Origin of the sequence: Humibacter albus DSM 18994 (assembly GCF_000421825.1) — a bacterium.
Taxonomy (GTDB): Bacteria; Actinomycetota; Actinomycetes; order Actinomycetales; family Microbacteriaceae; genus Humibacter; species Humibacter albus.
This window is the reverse complement of record NZ_ATXT01000016.1, coordinates 301,329-320,737: the sequence shown is the minus strand read 5'-3', so window position 1 is coordinate 320,737 and position 19,409 is coordinate 301,329. Positions and strand designations below refer to the sequence as shown.

The window sequence follows — 19,409 nt, the reverse complement described above, 5'->3', positions numbered from 1 at the left end:
CACCCGCGGCTTCGATCCCCGACCACTACACGGATGCTCCTGCCACCACCCTTGCGGGCGGCGTCAGGAGCATGGGAGCCGATGACGGGAATCGAACCCGCGCTGTCTGCTTGGGAAGCAGAAGTTCTGCCATTGAACTACATCGGCGCGTCGCTTCAGCGAGCATAGACATCCTAACTGCTCCCCGAGAACGCTCGAGTCGGAGTCGGAGTCGGAGTCGGGAGACAGGCCGCCGGCGCGGTAACTCGCCGGTCGGGCTGCTCAGAACGGCATGAGAAGGCAAAAGTCAGAACGGCACGAGAGGTCAGAAAGTCAGAGCTGCGCGAGAAGGCGTGCCCGTTCCCGAGCACTGATCTGCACGGACGGGTGTTCGCCGAGCCGAGCATCCAGGCTGAGAGCCGCGTTGATGAGGGCCAGATGGCTGAACGCCTGCGGGAAGTTGCCGAGGTGCTCGCCGCGTCGCCCCAGCTCCTCGCCGTAGAGGCCGACGTGGTTCGCGTAGCTGAACATCTTCTCGAGGGTCCAGCGCGCCTGCTCGACCATGCCGGTGCGGGCCAGCGCTTCGACGAACCAGAACGTGCAGATCGAGAAGGTGCCTTCGTCGCCGCTGAGCCCGTCCGGGGCCGCCGCCGGGTTGTACCGGTACAGAAGGCTGTCGGAGACGAGCTCGTTGCGGATGGCGTCGAGCGTGGATCGCCAACGCGGATCGCGCGGCGAGAGGAAACCGGTGGTGGGCATCACCAGCAGCGAAGCGTCGAGCACATCGGAGCCGTAGTGCTGCACGAACGCCCCGCGCTCGCCGTTCCAGCCGCGCGACATGATCTGTCGGTACACGGCATCCCGCTGCCGGGTCCAATCGGAGATCGAACCCGGCCAGCCGTGCTCCTGGCCCAGGCGGATGGCGCGGTCGAAGGCGACCCAGCTCATGAGCCGACTGTACGTGTGGTTCTGCGCTCCGCCGCGCGTCTCCCAGATGCCCTCATCCGGCCGATCCCAGTTCTCGCCCAGCCAGTCGACCATGGCGACGATGCCGTCCCAGTCGGCGTTGTCGATGACCCCGCCGGCGCGATCGGCCAGGGCGAGGCATCCCACGACCTCGCCGTAGATATCCAGCTGCAGTTGATCGGCCGCGCCGTTGCCGATTCTCACCGGCCGCGAATCCCGGTATCCCGCGAGGTGGGCGAGCTCCTCCTCGATGAGATCGGATGAGCCGTCGACCCGGTACATGATCTTCAGCGGACCCGAGGCGTCACCCTCATGCTCGCGCACGCGGTCGGAGATCCAGGCCGTGAACGCCTGTGCCTCCTCGGTGTATCCGAGTCCGAGCAGAGCCTGCACGGAAAACGACGAGTCCCGCACCCAGGTGTACCGATAGTCCCAGTTGCGCTCGCCGCCGACCTGCTCGGGCAGTCCGGCCGTGGGCGCCGCGACGAGACCGCCCGTCGGGGCATACGTCATCAGCTTGAGCGTCATGGCCGAACGCATCACCTCTTCACGCCACCGGCCGCGATAGGTCGATGCGTTCACCCAGCGGCGCCAGAAGCGGCCGGTGTGCTCCAGAATGTCGAAGACGGTTCCCGGGTCGATGCGGTTCGGGGCCGTTTCGGCGCTGGATGACAGCACGAGCCCGCGCGCCTGCCCCGCCGAGAGGTCGCATGCTCCCCGAACGCCGCCATCGTGCGGCCGCAGAGGGATGCCCGTGCTCAGGTTCAAACGCAGGTCCGCCGTCTCGAAGACCGCGCCGTGCGGCTCCACGCGCAACTCGTGACCGAGGCGGCCGTAGTCGAACCGAGGGGCGCACTCGATCTCGAAACGCATCCGCCCGCGCACCACGTGCACGAGCCGGATCAGGTCGTGGCGGGCAGTCACACGCCGCGGGTCGTCCGGCAGCGGCATGAAGTCGATGATCTCCCCCACCCCGTCGTCCGACATGAACCGCGTGATCAGGATCGCCGTGTCAGGCATGTAGAGCTGCTTGGTCACGAATTCGCCGCCGACCGGTCGGATGCTGAACCGGCCGCCGTTCTCCCGGTCCAACAGAGACGCGAAGACCGTCGGCGAGTCGAAACGAGGACAGCAGTACCAGTCGATCTCACCCTCGCGCGAGATCAGAGCGGCCGTCTGCAGATCTCCGATCAGGCCGTGGTCCTCGATCGCCGTCCATCCACCCATGGATCCCCCCATCCCTTGGAAGCACGGATGCCTTCACGCTACGACCGCGCGTGCGCCCTGTCCACGAACGCCCGACGATGCCCGGCCGGCGCCGACCTCCCGCTCGCGCTTCCGCTCGCGCACTCTCATCGCCGTGCCCTCGCCGCCGCGCTCCCACCCGCGCTCCACTGCCGTCGGATAGTCTGACCCCGTGCTGCTGTCTGATCGCGACATCACTGCCCAACTCGAGGCGGAGCGCATCGCTCTGGAGCCCTACGATCCGGCGATGATCCAGCCCTCGAGCATCGACGTGCGCCTCGACCGGTTCTTCCGGCTCTTCGACAACCACAAATACGCGTTCATCGATCCGTCGCAGGACCAGCCCGAACTGACGCACCTCGTCGAGGTGGACGGTGACCAGCCGTTCATCCTGCACCCCGGCGAGTTCGCCCTCGGGTCCACGTTCGAGCGGGTCTCGCTGCCCGACGACATCGCGGCGCGGCTCGAAGGCAAGAGCTCGCTCGGGCGCTTGGGGCTGCTCACCCACTCCACGGCGGGGTTCATCGACCCCGGCTTCACCGGTCACGTCACGCTCGAGCTGAGCAACGTCGCGACGCTGCCGATCAAGCTCTGGCCCGGCATGAAGATCGGCCAGATGTGCTTCTTCCAGCTGTCGTCTCCCGCGGAGGAGCCGTACGGGTCGGCGGCGTACAGCTCGCGATATCAGGGACAGCGTGGGCCGACGGCATCCCGTTCGTTCCTGAACTTCCACCGCACCGACGTGAGTGGCACGAGCGTCGGCGAACCCGCCGAGCGGGGGAACGTCGAACAGGCGCACGAGCGTTCCCCGGAGCCTTCGTCGGCAGGGCAGAGGTCATCATGAGTGAATCGGGTGGGCGCGACGAGGCGGCGTCCTTCGCCCAGGCGTTGATCAGCGCGGAGGTGGCGCCGGAGCATCCGAATCGCATGACGAGGTTCGGCCAGATGGTCGGGTCATGGCACGTGAAGGGCAGCCGGCTCGATGAGGACACCGATGAGTGGGTCGAGCGCGACTTCACGTGGCTGGTGTCGTGGGTCATGGACGGCCGCGCCCTCGAAGACCTCGAGGTCGTGCAGACGGATGACGGCCCCGCCACCGTGGCCGTCGCCGTGCGCGTATACGACCCGGCCGCGGGCGTCGTGCGCGTCAGCTATTTCTCGCCGCCCAACAACCAGTACGCGAACCTCGTCGCCCAGGGTTGGCGCGATGGCGTGCGGCAGGACGGAACGCAGAACGACGAGCGGCCGATCCGCTGGAACTTCAGCGCCATCACCAACGATTCGTACACGTTCGATGGCTGGGTGAGCGACGACGACGGCGCCACCTGGAAGCTCGTCGAGCACCTCGAGGGTACGCGCCGGCGCTGAGCCGTCACCGAGCTGGCCGGTCGGCGTGAGCTCGGGAAACCACATGCGAGGATGCTTCGATGACAGTCGCCATCGTCGGCCCCGGATCCATCGGCGCCGCCCACGCCGCCGCCTGGCGCCAGGTCGGGGCTGACGTCGCCTATCTCGTCGCCCGGCAGTCGGATGCCGCGCTCGCCGATGCCCCTGCCGCCCGCACCGTGACCCGGTTGGACGAGGCGCTCGCCGATCCGACGCTCGACATCGTGACCATCTGCACGCCGACCCCGACGCATCGTGAGCTCGCCGTGGCATCCCTGCGCGCGGGTAAGCACGTGCTGCTCGAGAAGCCGATGGCGCTCAGCGTCGCCGACGCCGAGTCGATCGCACGCGAAGCGGATACCTGTGGCCGCGTCCTCATGGTCGCCCACGTCGTGCGCTTCTTCGACGCGTACGCGCGGGTGCGGGAGGCGGTGGCAGCAGGCGAGGTCGGGCGCGTGCTGCACGTGCGCGCCGAGCGCATGATCGCGCCGCCGACCACGCCGTGGTGGCACGACGAGGACCTCTCCGGTGGGGTGGCGGTCGACGTGGGCATCCACGACCTCGACCAGGCGAACCTGTTGCTCGGCACGCCCGTCGCGGTGCGGTCATACGCCGCCGATGCACTCGGTCCGGTCGAGACGACCGTGCGCTACGCCGGTGGCGGCACCGCGCAGGTGCTCAGCCACGCGCGCATGCCGGCGAGTCGTCCGTTCGCGACCTCGCTGCAGGTGACCGGCGATGCCGGCATGCTGCGTATCCGCGATGACGAGGAAGCGAGCGCGGTCCCGCAGCTTGCCGGTGCAGGGTCCGCTGAGGGTGCCGGGGCAGCGCGCAACCCGTACGCGACGCAGGCGGCGCACTTTCTGGAGTGTGTGGCATCCGGAACGCCGTCGGCGATCGCACCGACGAGCGACGCGGTGCTGGCGCTGCGCACGGCGCTGGCCGCCCGCGACTCGGTGCGTGCCGGCGGCGCGTGGGTGGAATTGGCCTGACGCGGTGTCCGAGCCGAAAGCGCTGACGCCGGCGGGACTCAGCGCAGCTGGTCCTGCTTGCCCTTCACCGGGATCATCACTGCCAGGCCGACGGCCAGCACCACGACGATGCCCAGGATGCCCCAGTACTGCTTGCCGCCGATCGCCACGAAGACGCCGAACATGGCCGGGGCGATGAAGGTCGCGGCACGTCCCGTGGTCGCGTAGAGGCCGTAGACCTCGCCCTCACGACCCGGCGGGATGAGGCGGCCGAGGAACGTGCGGCTCGCGGACTGCGCGGGTCCGACGAAGAGGCAGAGGGCGAGACCGAGCGTCCAGAACACGACCTGACCGCCGCCGTGCAGCACGAAGACGAGGGATCCGCTGACGACGAGTCCGATCAGCGACGTGATGATGACGGGCTTCGGCCCGAGCCGGTCATCGAGGGTGCCGATCGCGATCGTGGCGATGCCCGCGACCACGTTCGCGGCGATGGCGAAGATGATCACCTCACCGGAGGTGAATCCGAACGAGCCCGCGGCCAGCACGCCGCCGAACGTGAACACGCCGGTGAGACCGTCACGGAAGATCGCGCTGGCGAGCAGAAAGTACACGGTGTGTCGGCTGGTGCTCCACAGTCGGGCGATGTCGCGGCCGAGCACGGCGTAGGAGCGGAAGAACCCGACGCGGGGGCGGCCGAGATCCTGCATCGCCCGGTTCTCCGGCACGGCGAACAGCACGGGCAGCGCGAACACGGCGAACCACAGCGCCGCGATGAGCATCGAGACCCGCACCGACAGTCCGTTCTCGCTCGTCACGCCGAAGAGCCCGACATCCGGGTGAATGAAGCCGAAGTACACGATGAGCAGCAGCACGATGCCGCCCACGTATCCCATGCCCCAGCCCAGGCCGCTCACCTTGCCGATCGTCTTCGGCGTGGAGATCTGGCGGAGCATCCCGTTGTAGTTCACCCCCGCGATCTCGAAGAACACGGTGCCGACCGCCAGCAGAGCGAGTCCCAGCCAGACGTACGACGGCGTCGCCTGCACGAAGAACATCAGCGCGAGACAGGCGACCACCACGGCGGTGTTCACACCGAGCCAGAGCTTGCGCCGGCCGGACGTGTCGGTGCGCTGGCCGAGCACGGGGGCCAGGAGCAGCACCACGATTCCGGCGGCGGTGATGGTCCAGCTGAGGAACTCGGAGAGCTGATCGGGATCGCCGAACGACTTGCCGGTGAGGTAGACGGTGAAGACGAACGTGGTCGCCACCGCGTTGAACGCGGCCGAGCCCCAGTCCCACGATCCCCACGCCAGCACGCGCCCGAGACCGGTGCTCGTGGGCACGATCGGCTCAGCCGAAGCCGGTGCGCTAGCGGAAGCGGTGGCCGCGGCGTCGATGCCGGAGCCGGTCGGGTGCTCGGTCATGCGCACACCCTATGGCATGGGGGTCTCCGGTGAGGGGCGGGAGCGGCGAGGCGACAGCATCCAGTTGACGGCGGCCGCCGCGAGCACGATCGCGGCAGCGATGGCCGGTGAGAAGGATGCCGCGTGCGAGCCGGCCGAGGATGCCACCGCTCCGACGATGCCGGACGCCGCCGCCTGCCCGACCACGACGCCGGACCCGAGCATGGTCATCACCGTCGCCGAACGCCCCGCGGGGCTGCGCAGCGCGGCCAGGCTGTAGAGGGAGACCAGCGTGGGACCGACGCCGACTCCGGTGATGAACAGCACGATCAGCGCCGTCGGCACGGTGCCCGCGAGCGGGAACGCGGAGGCGCCACCCAGCAGGACGACGCCGAACACGAGCCATCGCGCACGCAGGCTGAAGCGCTCGGGCATGAGCGCCATGCCCAGTGCGAACGCCGCGGATCCGACACCCATCGCGCCGTAGACCAGCCCTGACTGGTCCGGGTCTCCGAGCGTGGTCATGAGCGCCGTCAGTGCCGTCAGCATCGCGCCGAAGAACAGCCCGATGCCGGTGGCACCGGTCACGAGCACCAGCAGTCGGGGCCGCACCAGTTCGCGCGCCGGCGCGCGGTCGTGCACCGCCGTCTCGTGAGCGGCGAGCTTGCTCGTGGAGTGTAGTGCGAACGCCGTGACGAACACGAACTCGAGCAGCGCGCCCCCGACGACGGCGGCCTGTGGGCCGGCGGTCGTCGCGAGTACGCCGACGAGCACCGGCCCGAACACGAACGTCACCTCGTCGGCCGCCGACTCGTACGAGAACGTGGCGTTCAGCACGCTGGAGCGAGCGGATGCCGGCATCCGGGTCTGGATGATCCCCACAAGCCGGCTGCGCGACAGCGGCGACACCTGCGGCGCGGTGGCGCCGATGAGCACGGCGATCAGCAGTACGACCGCTTCCGGTGCTGCCGTCGCGGCGGCCGCCATCAGCAGAAGCGTCACTCCGTTCAGGATGCCCGCCAGCAGTACGACGCGTCGCTGGCCGAACCGGTCTGCCGCGGCCCCGATCAGCGGGCCGACGGCAGCCGTGCCCAGGCCAACGCAGGCGGAGACCAGACCGCCCAGCGCCAGCGAATCACGCACCGCGACGATGAGCGTGAGCACGCCGACGACGATCATCGCGTAGGGGAAGCGCGCGATGAACGCGATCGGAAAGTAGAACGCGCCTGTCGCCGCCAGCAGGGTGCGCACGCGCGACGGCTGTGGCGACGACACCGTCTGCTCGGGCCGGTTCGCCGCTGGCTGTTCCGGTTGCGACATCCGAACCATTCTGGTGCACCGGCCTGCACCCGCCCTCGGCCCGAGCGCTGCCGGTCGTGGACTCGCTCGTTCGAGCACGGGCCCCGCGTACGGGGGCCAGCGGCACAGCCGAGTCGGGCCTAGCCTCAGCAGGAGGCCGCCGAATTCGAGCAATGCTCGCCTCTGCAGGGCGGTCAGGGGGCCGCGCATGTCGTCCTTTCTCTACACGGTGGGTCGCTGGGCGTTCCGCGCCCGCGTGCTCGTGCTGATCGTCTGGCTCGCGCTCGTCGCCGCCGCGATCGCGGCCGCCGCCCTGCTGGGCACCGGCACGCAGAACACCTACGCCATTCCCGGCACCGAGTCGCAGCAGGCGCTGGACTCGCTCGCGCGCACGTTCCCCCAGGTGAGCGGCACGTCGGCGCAGCTGGTGGCGGTGGCGCCCAAGGGCGGGAGTGTTCGGGATGCCTCGTTCCAGTCGGCCGTGGAGCAGAGCGTCGACCGACTGGCCGCCATCCCGCAGGTGAGCTCGGCCACTTCGCCGTACGGATCGTCGACGAGTGCGAACATCAGCTCGGACGACTCCGCGGTCATCGTGCCCATCCAGCTCTCCGTGGTGCAGAGCGCCGTGCACGAATCGACCTCCGACGCGCTGCAGGCCGAGGCGTATCGGCTGCAACGCGCCTTGCCGAACGGCTCGCAGGCATCCATGGGTGGTCAGCTCTTCTCGCAGACCGCGGCGGGGATCAGTGTGACCGAGCTGCTCGGCATCCTGGTGGCGTTCATCGTTCTCGCGTTCACGTTCGTGTCGCTGCTCGCCGCCGCGATGCCGCTGATCACTGCGCTGCTCGGGGTGGCGGTGTCGCTGTCGATCGTGCTGGCCATGACGGCCGTCACCACGATCACGTCGACCACGCCGCTGCTCGCGCTCATGCTCGGGCTCGCGGTGGGCATCGATTACGCGCTGTTCATCACGTCGCGGCATCAGGACCAGGTGAAACACGGACTCGACCCGGAGGAGTCCGCCGCACGTTCCATCGCGACCTCGGGCTCCGCCGTGGTGTTCGCGGCCGTGACGGTCATCATCGCGCTGCTCGGACTCAGCGTGGCAGGCATCCCGTTCCTCACGACGATGGGCGTCGCCTCCGCCGGGGCGGTCGCCATCGCCGTGCTGGTGTCGATGACCCTGACACCGGCGCTGCTCGGCTTCGCCGGCTGGCGCATCGTGCGGCGCAAGTATCGGCCGAGCGCGCGCGCCGCATCCCCCGAGTCCGCAGAGCCGACTTCATCCGCTCCATCAGGAGGCTCCGTGGACTCAGGACGTGCCGATGTTCGTCGCGGAATCTTCTTCGGCTGGGTGCGCGGCGCCACGAAGTGGCCGATCGTCACGGTCGTTGTCATCGTGGCAGGTCTCGGGCTGCTCACGGTGCCGGCGGCGAGCCTGCGGCTCTCGCTTCCCGACGCCGGCTCGCTGCCCGCCGACGAGCCCGGCCGTGTCACCTACGACCTCATCGCCGACCACTTCGGCCCGGGCTACAACGGGCCGCTGCTGCTCACCGCGTCGATCATCCAGAGCACCGATCCCGTCGGCCTCATGAACGACCTCGGCGCGAGCGTGGCGAAGGTGCGCGGTGTCGTGGCGGTGCCGCTCTCCACGCCGAACGAGAGCGGCGACACCGGCATCGTGCAGGTCATTCCCGACGGGGCACCGGACTCGACCGCCACCGAGAACCTCGTTGCGCGGCTGCGCGGGATGCACGGATCCTTCGAGAAGGAATACGGGATCGACGTCTCGGTCACCGGCTATACGGCGGCCGGCATCGACGTCTCGGAACGGCTCGGTCAGGCCCTGCTGCCGTTCGCCATCCTGGTGGTCGGCCTCTCCCTCGTTCTGCTCGCGATGGTGTTCCGCTCCATCGTCGTGCCCATCACGGCCGCGCTGGGATACCTGCTGTCAGTGGGCTCGGCGTTCGGGTTCACGAGTCTGGTCTTCGAGAGCGGATTCCTCGCGGGGCCGCTCGGCGTGGCATCCCTCGGGTCCGTCGTCAGCTTCATGCCGATCATCCTGATGGGCGTGCTCTTCGGCCTGGCCATGGACTACGAGGTCTTTCTGGTCAGCCGCATGCGCGAGGACTACGTACATCACCACGACGCGCACGGTGCCATCGAGTCCGGATTTCTGGGCTCGGCTCGCGTCGTCACGGCAGCGGCGCTCATCATGTTCGCCGTGTTCGCCGCTTTCGTGCCGTCCGGTGATGCCGCCATCCAGCCGATCGCACTCGGCCTGGCCGTGGGCGTCACGATCGACGCGTTCGTCGTGCGCATGACGCTGATCCCCGCCGTCCTCACCCTGTTCGGCCGGCACGCCTGGTGGATGCCCCGCGCTCTCGATCGTCTGCTCCCTCACTTCGACGTCGAGGGCGAGAGCATCACCAGGGAGCTCGAACTGGCCGTGTGGCCGCCGCCGCCCGCGCGCGCCGACCTCGCGATAGCGGCGGCGGACGTCACTCTCAGCCGTGGTGACCTGGTGCTCGTCGCCGACTTCAGCGCACACGTGCCGCGCGGCGACGCGCTGGTGCTGCGCGCCGACGACCGGGCGGCCGCCGCAGCCCTGGCCGCGGCGATCTGCGGAAGACACGCCGTGGCATCCGGGCGCCTGAAGTGCGTCGGGCTCGTGCTGCCGGCACGGGCGCCGTGGGTGCGCGGCCGCACCGCGCTCGTGACGCTCGGCGGATCGCGGGAGCCTGCGGACGACATCCGAGTGGCGCTGACGGGGAGCGTGGAAGTGCTCGTGCTGTGCGACCTCGACGAGGTGGGCGCGACCCGAGCCCGTGCTGCCGTGGTCGACGTGCTGCGACGGGCGGCGGATGTCGTCGATCACTCATCCGCATCGGCTTCCGGGCACGCTCGAGGGCGTGATTCGGCCGCGCACGCGGCGTTCGATCGTGCACCGCTCACCGTCGTGGCGACGTGCGGTGTGGATGCCGACGTGAGCGACATGCTGACGGCGTTCGTGACGCAGGAGGTTCGCGTCGACGCCGGCCGGGAGACGGTACGGAGTGCAGGTGCAGGTGCGAGCGTCGGTGCCGGTGCGGTGGACGAGGTGCACGCCGACGCGGGGGTGGGCTGAGATGGGCGATCGGATGCACGCGGCCGCTCTGTCGGCGCGCGCGGGTGCGGAACGGCTGCGCATCCCGGCGATCGTGGTCGTCGTACTGCTGCCTTTGCTCATGGGCCTGCTGCTCACCTGGGGTCTGTCGACGCCCGCGCTGCACCTCGACCGCGTGAGCGCGGCGATCGTCAACGACGACGTGCCGGCCACGATCAACGGCAAGTCCACACCGCTCGGTCGGCAGTTCGCCGCAGGCCTGATGAAGGGCTCGGCGCCCACGGGCCAAATTCCGCAGCAGGCCACGCAGGTCGGATCGAACTTCACCTGGGTGCTGACGAACGACCAGGATGCCTCCGACGGACTCGCCGAGGGACGGTACGCCGCAGTTGTCACGATCCCCGCATCGTTCTCGACGGCGATCGCTTCGCTCTCCGGCCACGCGCAGAGCGCGGTGCAGGCGCTGGTGCGCGTGAAGACGAGTCCGTCCGCTGCGCTACTCGACCCGGCGCTCGTGCAGTCCGTGACGGCGGTGGCGAACAGTCAGCTCAATCGGCAGATCATCGATCAGTACCTGCAGGGCGTGTATCAGGGCTTCAATTCCGTGCACGATCAGATCGCACAGGCATCCGACGGTGCGCAGCAGGTCGCCTCCGGCGCGGACTCGCTCGCATCGGGCGTCCAGCAGCTCGCCGACGGCGCGAACCAGCTCGACGCCGGGCTCGGCACGCTCGCGTCGCAGTCGGCGAGCCTGCCGGGGCAGACCGAGCAGCTCGCCGACGGTGCCTCCCAGGTCAGCTCGGGCACGGATGCCATTTCCAGCGCCCTCGGCTCCGCCGTCGCCTCGCTCACGTCGGTGCAGACGCAGGTGTGCCAGCGCCCGGGCCGCGTCTGCGACCAGGTGACGGCCGCCCTCGGCAGTCTGCAGAATGCCGCGACCGCCACGGGTGGGCTCTCCTCCGGGGCCGACCAGGTGGCGGCCGGGGCAGCGGCGCTCGCCGACGCGTCAGTGGCCCTGGTCGACGGCATCGATCAATCCGCCGCCGGCGCCTCGTCGCTGGCGAGCGGCGCAGCGAGTCTCACTTCCGGAGCCGAGCAGGTCAGCAGCGGCGCCGACCAGCTGTCGTCCGGCCTCGCGCAGGCGGTGCAGAAGATTCCTTCCTACTCGGACTCGGACATCCAGGTGCTGTCGGAAGCTGCGTCGCAGCCGGTCGTGATGGATCCGCGGTCGGCGCCGTCGGGCATCCAGTCGGCACCGCTGTTCACGGTCTTCGCACTGTGGGTCGGCGCGCTCGTGCTCGCGCTGGCGCGCAGATCCGTGCCGGAGTCGCGGCTGCTCGGCTCGTCGTCGTCGCTCGCCCTGGCCCTGCGCTCGACCACCGTCGGCGCGATTCTCGGCGCCGTGCAGGGCCTCGTCCTCGGCGCCGTGATGCTGATCGGCTTGGAACTGACCCCCGGGGTGTGGGCCGGATATCTCGGCTCGGCCGTGCTGATCGGTGCCGCCTTCGCCGCCGTGAACCAGGGGCTGGCGGCGGCGTTGGGAGCCATCGGTCGCCTCCTGGCTGTTCTGGTCGGAGTGGTCGGTCTCACGGTGGGCATCGCGTCGAGCGTCCCTGCCTCGTTCGTCGGCGTCGCCTCGCTGCTGCCCACCGCGCCTGCGCTCACCGGATTGCGCGGCGCGCTAACGGGCGAAGCGTCGCTGGCGGTGCAATCGGCAGCTCTCGTCGTACTCTGGGGCGTGATCGGCGTTGCGCTGGTGCTCGCCGGCATCGTATCGCGCCGGAGGTTGCGGGTCGCGTGAGAGGCGGACGGTGATCGGCTGGGGGCGTTCGATCGGCCTGGCGGCCATGGTCGTCGTCGCGGTGACGGCCGTCTTCATCGCGCCACCTGCAGGCAGGCAGGCCGTCGACGACGGGCTCGAGAAGCTGTGGAGCATGCCGCCGCAGCGGGCGCAGAAATACCTGGAGAAGCATCCCGAGGTCGTCATCGACCTGGCGAACTCCGACAGCGGATACGTCGACGAGCTGTGGGACAAGGCCACCCCGAAGGAGCGACGGCGGGCGATCCGGAACGCGCCGGATCTCATCGGCAACCTCGACGGCGTCGATTACGCCTCCCGGGACCGTGCCAACCGCCTCTACCTGCGACATGCGTTGGTCACGGCGCAGAAGCGCGTGACGGCGAAGCCCGGCAGCGAGGCCGCGGCGTTCCGGCTCCGCGCGCTGAAGGCGGTGAAGGCATCCATCGCGCGTCGGTACGAGCCACGGCGTTATCTGACCGAGCTCACGCCCGAAGCTCGACCGCGCGCGGCCGTCGCGATCGGGAACCTCGACACCGCGGAGCAGGTCGTCTACAACGTGCCCGGTATGGGGACGTACGCCGACGACATGCAGCTCTGGGCGCAGGCCGCGCAGAACCTGTATGACGAGCAGGGCAGGGCGGGCGCGCCATCGCGCCGCGCCGTCGTCGCCTGGATCGGCTACGTGGCGCCACCGCCCGGCGTGGATGCGGCGCTCGGCGGGTACGCCGCCATCGGTGCGCCCCGGTTGGTGGCTGCGCTGCGCGGGTTCCGCTCCAGCCGAGAGGGCGCGCGCGACGTCGACCTCAGCGTCGTGGCGCACTCCTATGGCACGACGACAGCCGCGAACGCGCTCGCCTCGGCCCGGCGGCTCGGCGTCTTCGCTTTCGTGATGCTCGGCTCTGCCGGCATCGAAGAGGACATCAAAGACGTGCGCGCTCTCCACGTCGAGCAGGCCTACGCGGGTGAGGCCGAGCGCGATACCCAGGCCCAATGGGGACGCGTGACGCGCCAGGATCCGCGCTCGCCGTCGTTCGGCGCGACGGTCATCGGCGTCGAGGCGCACGGCACGAAGCTCCCGGTGACGAATCACGAGCCTATTCGGCACTCGGCGTGGAACGACGACCCGACGTCGTCCGCGTACGCGAGGTTCACCGACCTGGACGAACTGGAGAAGAAGTTCGCGGAGCACCTGACCATGTACGGGTACCTGGATGCCGGCACCGAGTCGCTCTACAACACCGCCACCGCGACGACCCGGCATCCGACACGGCAGCTGCGCTGACCGCCCCGACGGAGCACCGAGGCGAACCCGGATGGGCAGGGCCGTCCGACGGGAATAGAGCGGACGCCTACAAAGTTGATATGAGTACGCTCAACTTTTCGGGACCGAGCTTGACATGGCATCCGGCACTGACATAAGTTGAGTCTGCGAGACTCAAGTCTCGGCGTGACCGGTCTCGACCGGTCGGCCGGTGGGAGCCTCGCTCCACTGGCTTCGGCCGCGGACGCAGAAGGCGTCGGGCCAACAGGGCGCCATGCGCCCAAGGAAGGGAAACACACACATGTCACGTGCAGTAGGTATCGACCTCGGAACGACCAACTCCGTCGTCTCCGTGCTCGAGGGCGGCGAGCCCGTCGTCATCGCCAACGCGGAGGGATTCCGCACCACCCCGTCGGTGGTGGCGTTCACCAAGGACGGCGAGGTGCTCGTCGGCGAGACCGCGAAGCGCCAGGCCGTCACCAACGTCGACCGCACCATCTCGTCGGTCAAGCGCCACATGGGCACCGACTGGTCGCAGGAGATCGACGGTAAGAAGTACACCGCGCAGGAGATCTCCGCGCGCATCCTGCAGAAGCTGAAGCGGGACGCGGAGCAGTACCTCGGTGACACGGTGACGGATGCCGTCATCACCGTTCCGGCGTACTTCAACGACGCCGAGCGCCAGGCCACGAAGGAGGCGGGTGAGATCGCCGGCCTCAACGTGCTGCGCATCATCAACGAGCCCACCGCGGCCGCACTCGCGTACGGACTCGACAAGGGCAAGGAAGACGAGCTCATCCTGGTCTTCGACCTCGGTGGCGGAACGTTCGACGTCTCGCTGCTCGAAGTGGGCAAGGACGACGACTTCTCCACCATTCAGGTGCGCGCCACGGCCGGCGACAACCGCCTCGGCGGCGACGACTGGGACCAGCGCGTCGTCGACTGGCTGATCAAGAAGTTCAAGGACTCGACCGGCGTGGATGTCTCGAAGGACAAGATCGCGCTGCAGCGGCTCAAGGAGGCCGCGGAGCAGGCGAAGAAGGAGCTCTCGAGCTCCATGTCGACGAGCATCCAGCTGCCGTACCTGTCGCTGACCGAGAACGGGCCGGCGAACCTCGACGAGACGCTCACGCGCGCCCAGTTCGAGCAGATGACCTCCGACCTGCTCGACCGCACCAAGAAGCCGTTCCAGGACGTCATCAAAGAAGCCGGCATCAAGGTCGGCGACATCTCGCACGTCGTGCTGGTCGGCGGTTCGACCCGTATGCCGGCCGTTTCCGACCTGGTGAAGCAGGAGACCGGTGGCAAGGACCCGAACAAGGGCGTCAACCCCGATGAGGTCGTGGCCGTCGGCGCCGCTCTGCAGGCAGGTGTGCTGAAGGGCGAGCGCAAGGACGTCCTCCTCATCGACGTCACCCCGCTGAGCCTCGGCATCGAGACCAAGGGCGGCATCATGACCAAGCTCATCGAGCGCAACACGGCCATCCCGACCAAGCGCAGCGAGACGTTCACCACGGCCGACGACAACCAGCCGTCCGTGGCGATCCAGGTGTTCCAGGGCGAGCGCGAGTTCACCCGCGACAACAAGCCGCTGGGCACGTTCGAGCTGACCGGCATCGCGCCGGCGCCGCGCGGCATCCCGCAGGTGGAGGTCACCTTCGACATCGACGCGAACGGCATCGTGCACGTGTCCGCCAAGGACAAGGGCACGGGCAAGGAGCAGTCGATGACGATCACGGGCGGCTCGAGCCTGCCGAAGGACGACATCGAGCGCATGGTGCGCGAGGCCGAGGAGCACGCCGCCGACGACAAGCGTCGTCGCGAGAGCGCCGAGACCCGCAACAGCGCCGAGCAGCTGGTCTACTCGATCGAGAAGCTCATCAAGGACAACGAAGACAAGCTGCCGTCCGACGTGAAGGACGACGTGCAGGGCGATGTCGACGCGTTGAAGTCCGCGCTGGCCGGTGAGGACGACGAGGCCGTGAAGACCGCGTTCGACAAGCTGAACGCCAGCCAGCAGAAGCTGGGTGAGGCGATCTACCAGTCCGCTCAGGCGGAAGGCTCCGGGCCGCAGGCGGAGGAGTCCGGCCAGTCCGAGTCGTCGTCCTCCGACGATGACGTGGTCGATGCCGAGGTCGTCGACGACGAGGATGAGAAGAAGTAATCATGGCGAAGAACGACGAATCGAACGAGAACGAGGAGCCGATCGTCCGCGACAAGCGACGCATCGACCCTGAGACGGGCGAGGTTCGTCGGCCGCAGGACGGGGCGGAGTCGAACGGCTCCGCCCCCGAGTCCGAGCGTCTCGAGCACGAGCAGGTGGTCGACACCGGCGAGGGCTATGAGGGGCCGGATGTCGAGACCTCACTTTCCGACGCAGACCTCGCCTTCCTCTCGGGCCAGTCGAACGCGGAGGAGCTCGCTGCCGAGCGGCTCGCCGATCTGCAGCGGGTGACCGCGGAGTACGCGAACTACCGCAAGCGCACCGAGGCGGGTCGTGAGGTGGAGCGGGAGCGCGCGGTGGCCGATACGGCCAGGGCGATCCTGCCGGTGCTCGACGACCTGGACCGTGCCGAGAAGCACGGCGACCTCGAGGGCGAATCCGCGTTCACGACGATCGCCGGCAAGCTCCGCGGCGCCGCCGAGAAGCTCGGGCTCAAGCCGTTCGCGGTCGCCGGCGAGGTCTTCGACCCCACTGTGCACGAGGCGATCTTCCAGCAGCCGTCCGCCGACGCGACCGAGCCGACCATCGTCGACGTCGTGGAGGTGGGCTACACGCTCGGATCCACGCTCGTGCGTGCGGCCAAGGTGGTCGTCGCGGTTCCCGCGTAGCAACCTCGCCAGAGGCTCGCCCTTCGCCTCGCCTCGCCTCGTTCGCTCAGGGACCTCGGTCCGAGCTCCCTGAGCGAGCCGTGGGCGAGCCGAAGGGCCGGCCTCGTCGGCACAATTCAACACAGACAACAGAAACCAAGAAAGGAGGTGCCGGGTGGCCAGTCAAGACTGGTTCGACAAGGACTTCTACAAGGTGCTCGGCGTCTCCAAAGACGTCTCGCAGACCGACCTGAAGAAGACCTACCGCAAGCTCGCCCGCAAGTACCATCCGGACTCCAACCCCGGTGATGCGAAGGCCGAGGCGAAGTTCAAGGAGATCAGCGAGGCCTACTCCGTGCTGTCCGACGACGAGCAGCGCAAAGAGTACGACCAGGTGCGGGCCATGGGCTCGGGGGCCCGATTCACCGCGCCCGGCGGAGGTGCCGGGGCCGGCGGCTTCGAGGATGTCTTCGGCGGCATGTTCAACCAGGGCGGCGGAGGTCAGTCGTACACGTTCCGCCAGAGCGGCGGCGGCGACTACGACGATCTGCTCGGCGGCCTCTTCGGCAGCGGACGTTTCGGGCAGACCACCGGCGGGTACCGCGGCTACGGCGGGCCGACGTCGGGGCAGGACGTGTCGGCATCCACCACCATCGACTTCAACACGGCGGTCACCGGCGAGACCGTGCACCTCACCGTGGACGGCGAGACCGTCAAGGTGCGCATCCCGGCCGGGGTGGCCGACAAGCAGCGCATCCGCGTGCCGCGCAAGGGCCGTCCGTCGCCCGACGGCGGCGAACGCGGCGACCTCTATCTCACGGTGACGGTGCGCAAGCATCCGGTGTTCGAACGCGACGGTCTCAACCTGCGCGTCACCGTGCCTGTCACGTTCGCCGAGGCGACGCTCGGCGCCACCATCGAGGTGCCGACGCTGGGTGGCGAGACGGTGCGTCTCAAGGTGGCGCCCGGTACACCCAGCGGACGCGTGCTGCGCGTGAAGGGTCGCGGCGTCAACACGAAGAAGGGCACGGGCGACCTGCTGGCCATCGTGCAGGTGGTCGTGCCGTCGCACGTGAGTAAAGAGGGCGAAGAGGCGCTCGAGGCCTTCGAAAAGACGCTGCCCGACGAGAACCCCCGCGACGATCTGCTCGCGAAGGCGAGGGCTGCGGCGCGGTGACACGCCCGCGGCAGCGCTGGCCCCTGTGCTCGCTGAGCGAGCGCAGCGAGTCGAAGCGCGCCGACGGACGGCCGTGTCGGCGTCTACCGGGGCCGAAGGGAGCCGAAGCGCGGGCGCCGTCGTGACGGTGCCTGCTGAGCGCAGCGAGTCGAAGCGCCTGCACCGCGCCGAGAGTCGAGACTGAAGGATGCGAGGTGAACGGTGATGAACGTCGAATTGGATGAGACGACTCCCGTCTTCGCGATCGCTGCCGCCGCCGAGCTGGCCGGCATGCACCCCCAGACGCTGCGCCAGTACGACAGGCTCGGGCTGGTGAGTCCGCGCCGCACCGCCGGGAGGTCGCGTCGGTACTCGATGCGCGACGTCGCTCAGCTGCGGGAGATCGCCCGGCTGGGCGGTGAGGGCGTGAGCCTGGAGGGCATCCGACGCATTCTCGAGCTGGAGAACCAGGTGAACCGGCTCCACGCGCGGGTGCGCGAGTTGGAGTCGACGCTGGCCGACGAACTGCTCAATCGGCCGGGGCGGCGCGTTTTCGCGGCCGGCTCCGAGGGCGAGGTCGTCACGCTGCGCGCCGGCACCCGGGTGCGCCGCAGCAACCAGCTGGTGGTGTGGCGTCCGCTGGACCGGTAGCCCCCCCGCTTGCGCACCCGCCCGGCCGCGTACCCTGGAGCCATGCCCGAGAACCTCACCGAAGCCCCCGTCGACCGCGTCACCATGTACGGCGCCGCCTGGTGCCACGACTGCCGCCGTTCGAAGGCGCTGCTCGACAAGGGAGGCGCCGACTACGAGTACATCGACCTCGAGGCGAGCCCGGAGAAGGCTGACGTGGCGCACGCGATCAGCGGGCGCACGAACATCCCGGTCATCGTGTTCCCCGACGGCACCCACTTCGTGGAGCCGACCGACGCGGAGTTGCAGGGCAAGCTCGACGCGCTGAACGCGTAGCGCGAGTCGGGGCGGCACGGCGCGAGCGCTCGCGGCAGATCGCTCACGCGGCTGCGCCTTCCGTCGACGCGGCGTGGGCGGCGCGCGAGCCGCGGTGCGTGGACGGATTGTGTGGACCCGTGGCGCCGACGCGTTGCGCAAAGCCCTTGCACAGACGCGGTGTGTGGACGCGTTGCTAGACGCGCCGCACCTCGGGAGCAGAGACTGTGGTCATGCGGTATGTCGGCAGAACGCCGCCGCCACCCCTCGACCAATTCGTGGATGACATCTACGTGCTCTCCGGTGTGCCGGAGCACCAGCGGTTGATCGTTCCGCCGATGCCGTCCGCGCATCTCATGATCAATCTCGGTGATCCCGTTCACCTGCGCGATTCCGATCCTTCCGTTCACCCCGCCGTCTTCACGGACGGTTGGTTTTTGGGCATGTGGAAAAGGCGTCTGGTCGTCGAATACGAGAGCTCCGTGCGGGTGGTCGGGGTGCACTTCAAGCCGTGGGGAGTCGCACCGTTCATCAGTGTGCCGCTGAGCGACCTGCGGGACCGCTGGGTTCCGCTCGATGCGGTGTGGGAGGGCTCGTTCGACCGCATCCGACGCCGGCTCATCGGGGCATCCTCCACCGAGGCCGCGCTACGGCTCGTCGAGGGCGAGCTCCGTGACCGGCTCGACGTGGCATCTCTGAACGGCCTCGACCTCGTCCGTCGTGCTGCGGGCCACCTGGAAGAGTCGTGGGGCGCCGTGCCGGTCGCCGCGCTGGCCGATCATGCGGGGATCAGCGGCAACCGCCTGGCGGGGCTGTTCACGGCCCATGTGGGAATGACACCGAAGCGCCTCGGGCGCATCTACCGGTTCGCTCGGGTGATCCTCTCGGTGGATGCCGCGAGGCCGGTCGGGTGGGCGGAACTCGCGCAGACGACGGGGTACTTCGACCAGCCGCATCTGGTCAACGAGTTCAAGGACTTCACGGGTCGGACTCCCACGGACTATCTGGCGCTGCGCCGCCGATTCCCGGCCGAACCCGGGTATCCACCGCACAGAGGGCCGATGCCGTCGGCGTGAT

General features: G+C 69.0%; 15 protein-coding genes and 1 tRNA gene. 12 read left to right on the top strand and 4 right to left on the bottom strand.

Annotation, left to right across the window (positions count from 1 at the left end):
• Positions 1 to 76 precede the first annotated feature (76 nt).
• Positions 77 to 147: transfer RNA gene (locus H623_RS0112960), tRNA-Gly, on the bottom strand.
• A 165-nt stretch (positions 148 to 312) separates the two neighbouring features.
• Positions 313 to 2,172: a glycoside hydrolase family 15 protein gene (locus tag H623_RS19860; RefSeq protein ID WP_022901362.1), complete on the bottom strand. Its 1,860-nt coding sequence runs from the start codon at positions 2,170 to 2,172 to the stop codon at positions 313 to 315.
• A gap of 190 nt (positions 2,173 to 2,362) precedes the next feature.
• Here H623_RS19860 and dcd point away from each other — a divergent pair, with 190 nt between their 5' ends.
• The 3 genes from dcd to H623_RS0112940 are packed head-to-tail and all read left to right on the top strand — an operon-like array spanning position 2,363 to position 4,568.
• Entirely contained in the window at positions 2,363 to 3,034 is a 672-nt protein-coding gene (gene dcd, locus H623_RS19855) for a dCTP deaminase (protein ID WP_022901361.1), read from the top strand.
• Complete coding sequence (locus H623_RS0112945; protein ID WP_022901360.1) at positions 3,031 to 3,558, top strand: hypothetical protein; 528 nt, start codon at positions 3,031 to 3,033, stop codon at positions 3,556 to 3,558. Before dcd ends, H623_RS0112945 begins: the two co-directional genes overlap by 4 nt.
• Positions 3,559 to 3,617: 59 nt before the next feature.
• A complete protein-coding gene (locus tag H623_RS0112940) occupies positions 3,618 to 4,568 on the top strand; it encodes a Gfo/Idh/MocA family protein (protein ID WP_022901359.1) in 951 nt (316 codons plus the stop codon).
• Positions 4,569 to 4,606: 38 nt separating this feature from the next.
• On the opposite strand, the gene H623_RS0112935 is transcribed toward H623_RS0112940, so the two are convergent.
• Entirely contained in the window at positions 4,607 to 5,974 is a 1,368-nt protein-coding gene (locus tag H623_RS0112935; RefSeq protein WP_022901358.1) for an MFS transporter, read from the bottom strand.
• Positions 5,975 to 5,983: 9 nt separating this feature from the next.
• The gene (locus tag H623_RS0112930) at positions 5,984 to 7,273 is read right to left on the bottom strand and encodes an MFS transporter (RefSeq protein WP_022901357.1); all 1,290 of its coding nucleotides are present in this window, start codon (positions 7,271 to 7,273) and stop codon (positions 5,984 to 5,986) included.
• A 187-nt stretch (positions 7,274 to 7,460) separates the two neighbouring features.
• On the opposite strand from H623_RS0112930, the gene H623_RS19850 reads away from it, so the two are divergent.
• The 9 genes from H623_RS19850 to H623_RS0112885 all read left to right on the top strand — a co-directional run bounded on the left by H623_RS19850 (position 7,461) and on the right by H623_RS0112885 (position 19,408).
• Entirely contained in the window at positions 7,461 to 10,379 is a 2,919-nt protein-coding gene (locus tag H623_RS19850; protein ID WP_022901356.1) for an MMPL family transporter, read from the top strand.
• 13 nt (positions 10,380 to 10,392) lie between these two features.
• Positions 10,393 to 12,159 (top strand): hypothetical protein, encoded by a 1,767-nt coding sequence (locus H623_RS0112920; protein ID WP_169514920.1) that lies wholly within the window; start codon positions 10,393 to 10,395, stop codon positions 12,157 to 12,159.
• A 10-nt stretch (positions 12,160 to 12,169) separates the two neighbouring features.
• Entirely contained in the window at positions 12,170 to 13,441 is a 1,272-nt protein-coding gene (locus H623_RS19845) for an alpha/beta hydrolase (protein WP_022901354.1), read from the top strand.
• Positions 13,442 to 13,721: 280 nt separating this feature from the next.
• Entirely contained in the window at positions 13,722 to 15,584 is a 1,863-nt protein-coding gene (gene dnaK, locus H623_RS0112910; RefSeq protein WP_022901353.1) for a molecular chaperone DnaK, read from the top strand.
• Positions 15,585 to 15,586: 2 nt separating this feature from the next.
• On the top strand, positions 15,587 to 16,252 hold the full coding sequence (locus H623_RS0112905; RefSeq protein ID WP_022901352.1) for a nucleotide exchange factor GrpE: 666 nt from the start codon (positions 15,587 to 15,589) through the stop codon (positions 16,250 to 16,252).
• Positions 16,253 to 16,406: 154 nt separating this feature from the next.
• The gene (locus H623_RS0112900; RefSeq protein ID WP_022901351.1) at positions 16,407 to 17,408 is read left to right on the top strand and encodes a DnaJ C-terminal domain-containing protein; all 1,002 of its coding nucleotides are present in this window, start codon (positions 16,407 to 16,409) and stop codon (positions 17,406 to 17,408) included.
• A gap of 204 nt (positions 17,409 to 17,612) precedes the next feature.
• Complete coding sequence (locus tag H623_RS0112895) at positions 17,613 to 18,038, top strand: heat shock protein transcriptional repressor HspR (protein ID WP_022901350.1); 426 nt, start codon at positions 17,613 to 17,615, stop codon at positions 18,036 to 18,038.
• Positions 18,039 to 18,080: 42 nt separating this feature from the next.
• Positions 18,081 to 18,353, top strand: coding sequence for a glutaredoxin family protein (locus tag H623_RS0112890; protein ID WP_022901349.1), 273 nt, complete (start codon positions 18,081 to 18,083; stop codon positions 18,351 to 18,353).
• A gap of 212 nt (positions 18,354 to 18,565) precedes the next feature.
• The gene (locus H623_RS0112885) at positions 18,566 to 19,408 is read left to right on the top strand and encodes a helix-turn-helix domain-containing protein (RefSeq protein WP_026940306.1); all 843 of its coding nucleotides are present in this window, start codon (positions 18,566 to 18,568) and stop codon (positions 19,406 to 19,408) included.
• Position 19,409: the final 1 nt, after the last annotated feature.

Coding starts and splice junctions, on each gene's coding strand:
- H623_RS19860 (WP_022901362.1), bottom strand. CDS start 2,172: ATGGGTGGATGGACGGCGATCGAGGACCACGGCCTGATCGGAGATCTG.
- H623_RS0112945 (WP_022901360.1), top strand. CDS start 3,031: ATGAGTGAATCGGGTGGGCGCGACGAGGCGGCGTCCTTCGCCCAGGCG.
- H623_RS0112940 (WP_022901359.1), top strand. CDS start 3,618: ATGACAGTCGCCATCGTCGGCCCCGGATCCATCGGCGCCGCCCACGCC.
- H623_RS0112935 (WP_022901358.1), bottom strand. CDS start 5,974: ATGACCGAGCACCCGACCGGCTCCGGCATCGACGCCGCGGCCACCGCT.
- H623_RS0112930 (WP_022901357.1), bottom strand. CDS start 7,273: ATGTCGCAACCGGAACAGCCAGCGGCGAACCGGCCCGAGCAGACGGTG.
- H623_RS19850 (WP_022901356.1), top strand. CDS start 7,461: ATGTCGTCCTTTCTCTACACGGTGGGTCGCTGGGCGTTCCGCGCCCGC.
- H623_RS0112920 (WP_169514920.1), top strand. CDS start 10,393: ATGCACGCGGCCGCTCTGTCGGCGCGCGCGGGTGCGGAACGGCTGCGC.
- dnaK (WP_022901353.1), top strand. CDS start 13,722: ATGTCACGTGCAGTAGGTATCGACCTCGGAACGACCAACTCCGTCGTC.
- H623_RS0112905 (WP_022901352.1), top strand. CDS start 15,587: ATGGCGAAGAACGACGAATCGAACGAGAACGAGGAGCCGATCGTCCGC.
- H623_RS0112895 (WP_022901350.1), top strand. CDS start 17,613: ATGAACGTCGAATTGGATGAGACGACTCCCGTCTTCGCGATCGCTGCC.
- H623_RS0112890 (WP_022901349.1), top strand. CDS start 18,081: ATGCCCGAGAACCTCACCGAAGCCCCCGTCGACCGCGTCACCATGTAC.
- H623_RS0112885 (WP_026940306.1), top strand. CDS start 18,566: ATGCGGTATGTCGGCAGAACGCCGCCGCCACCCCTCGACCAATTCGTG.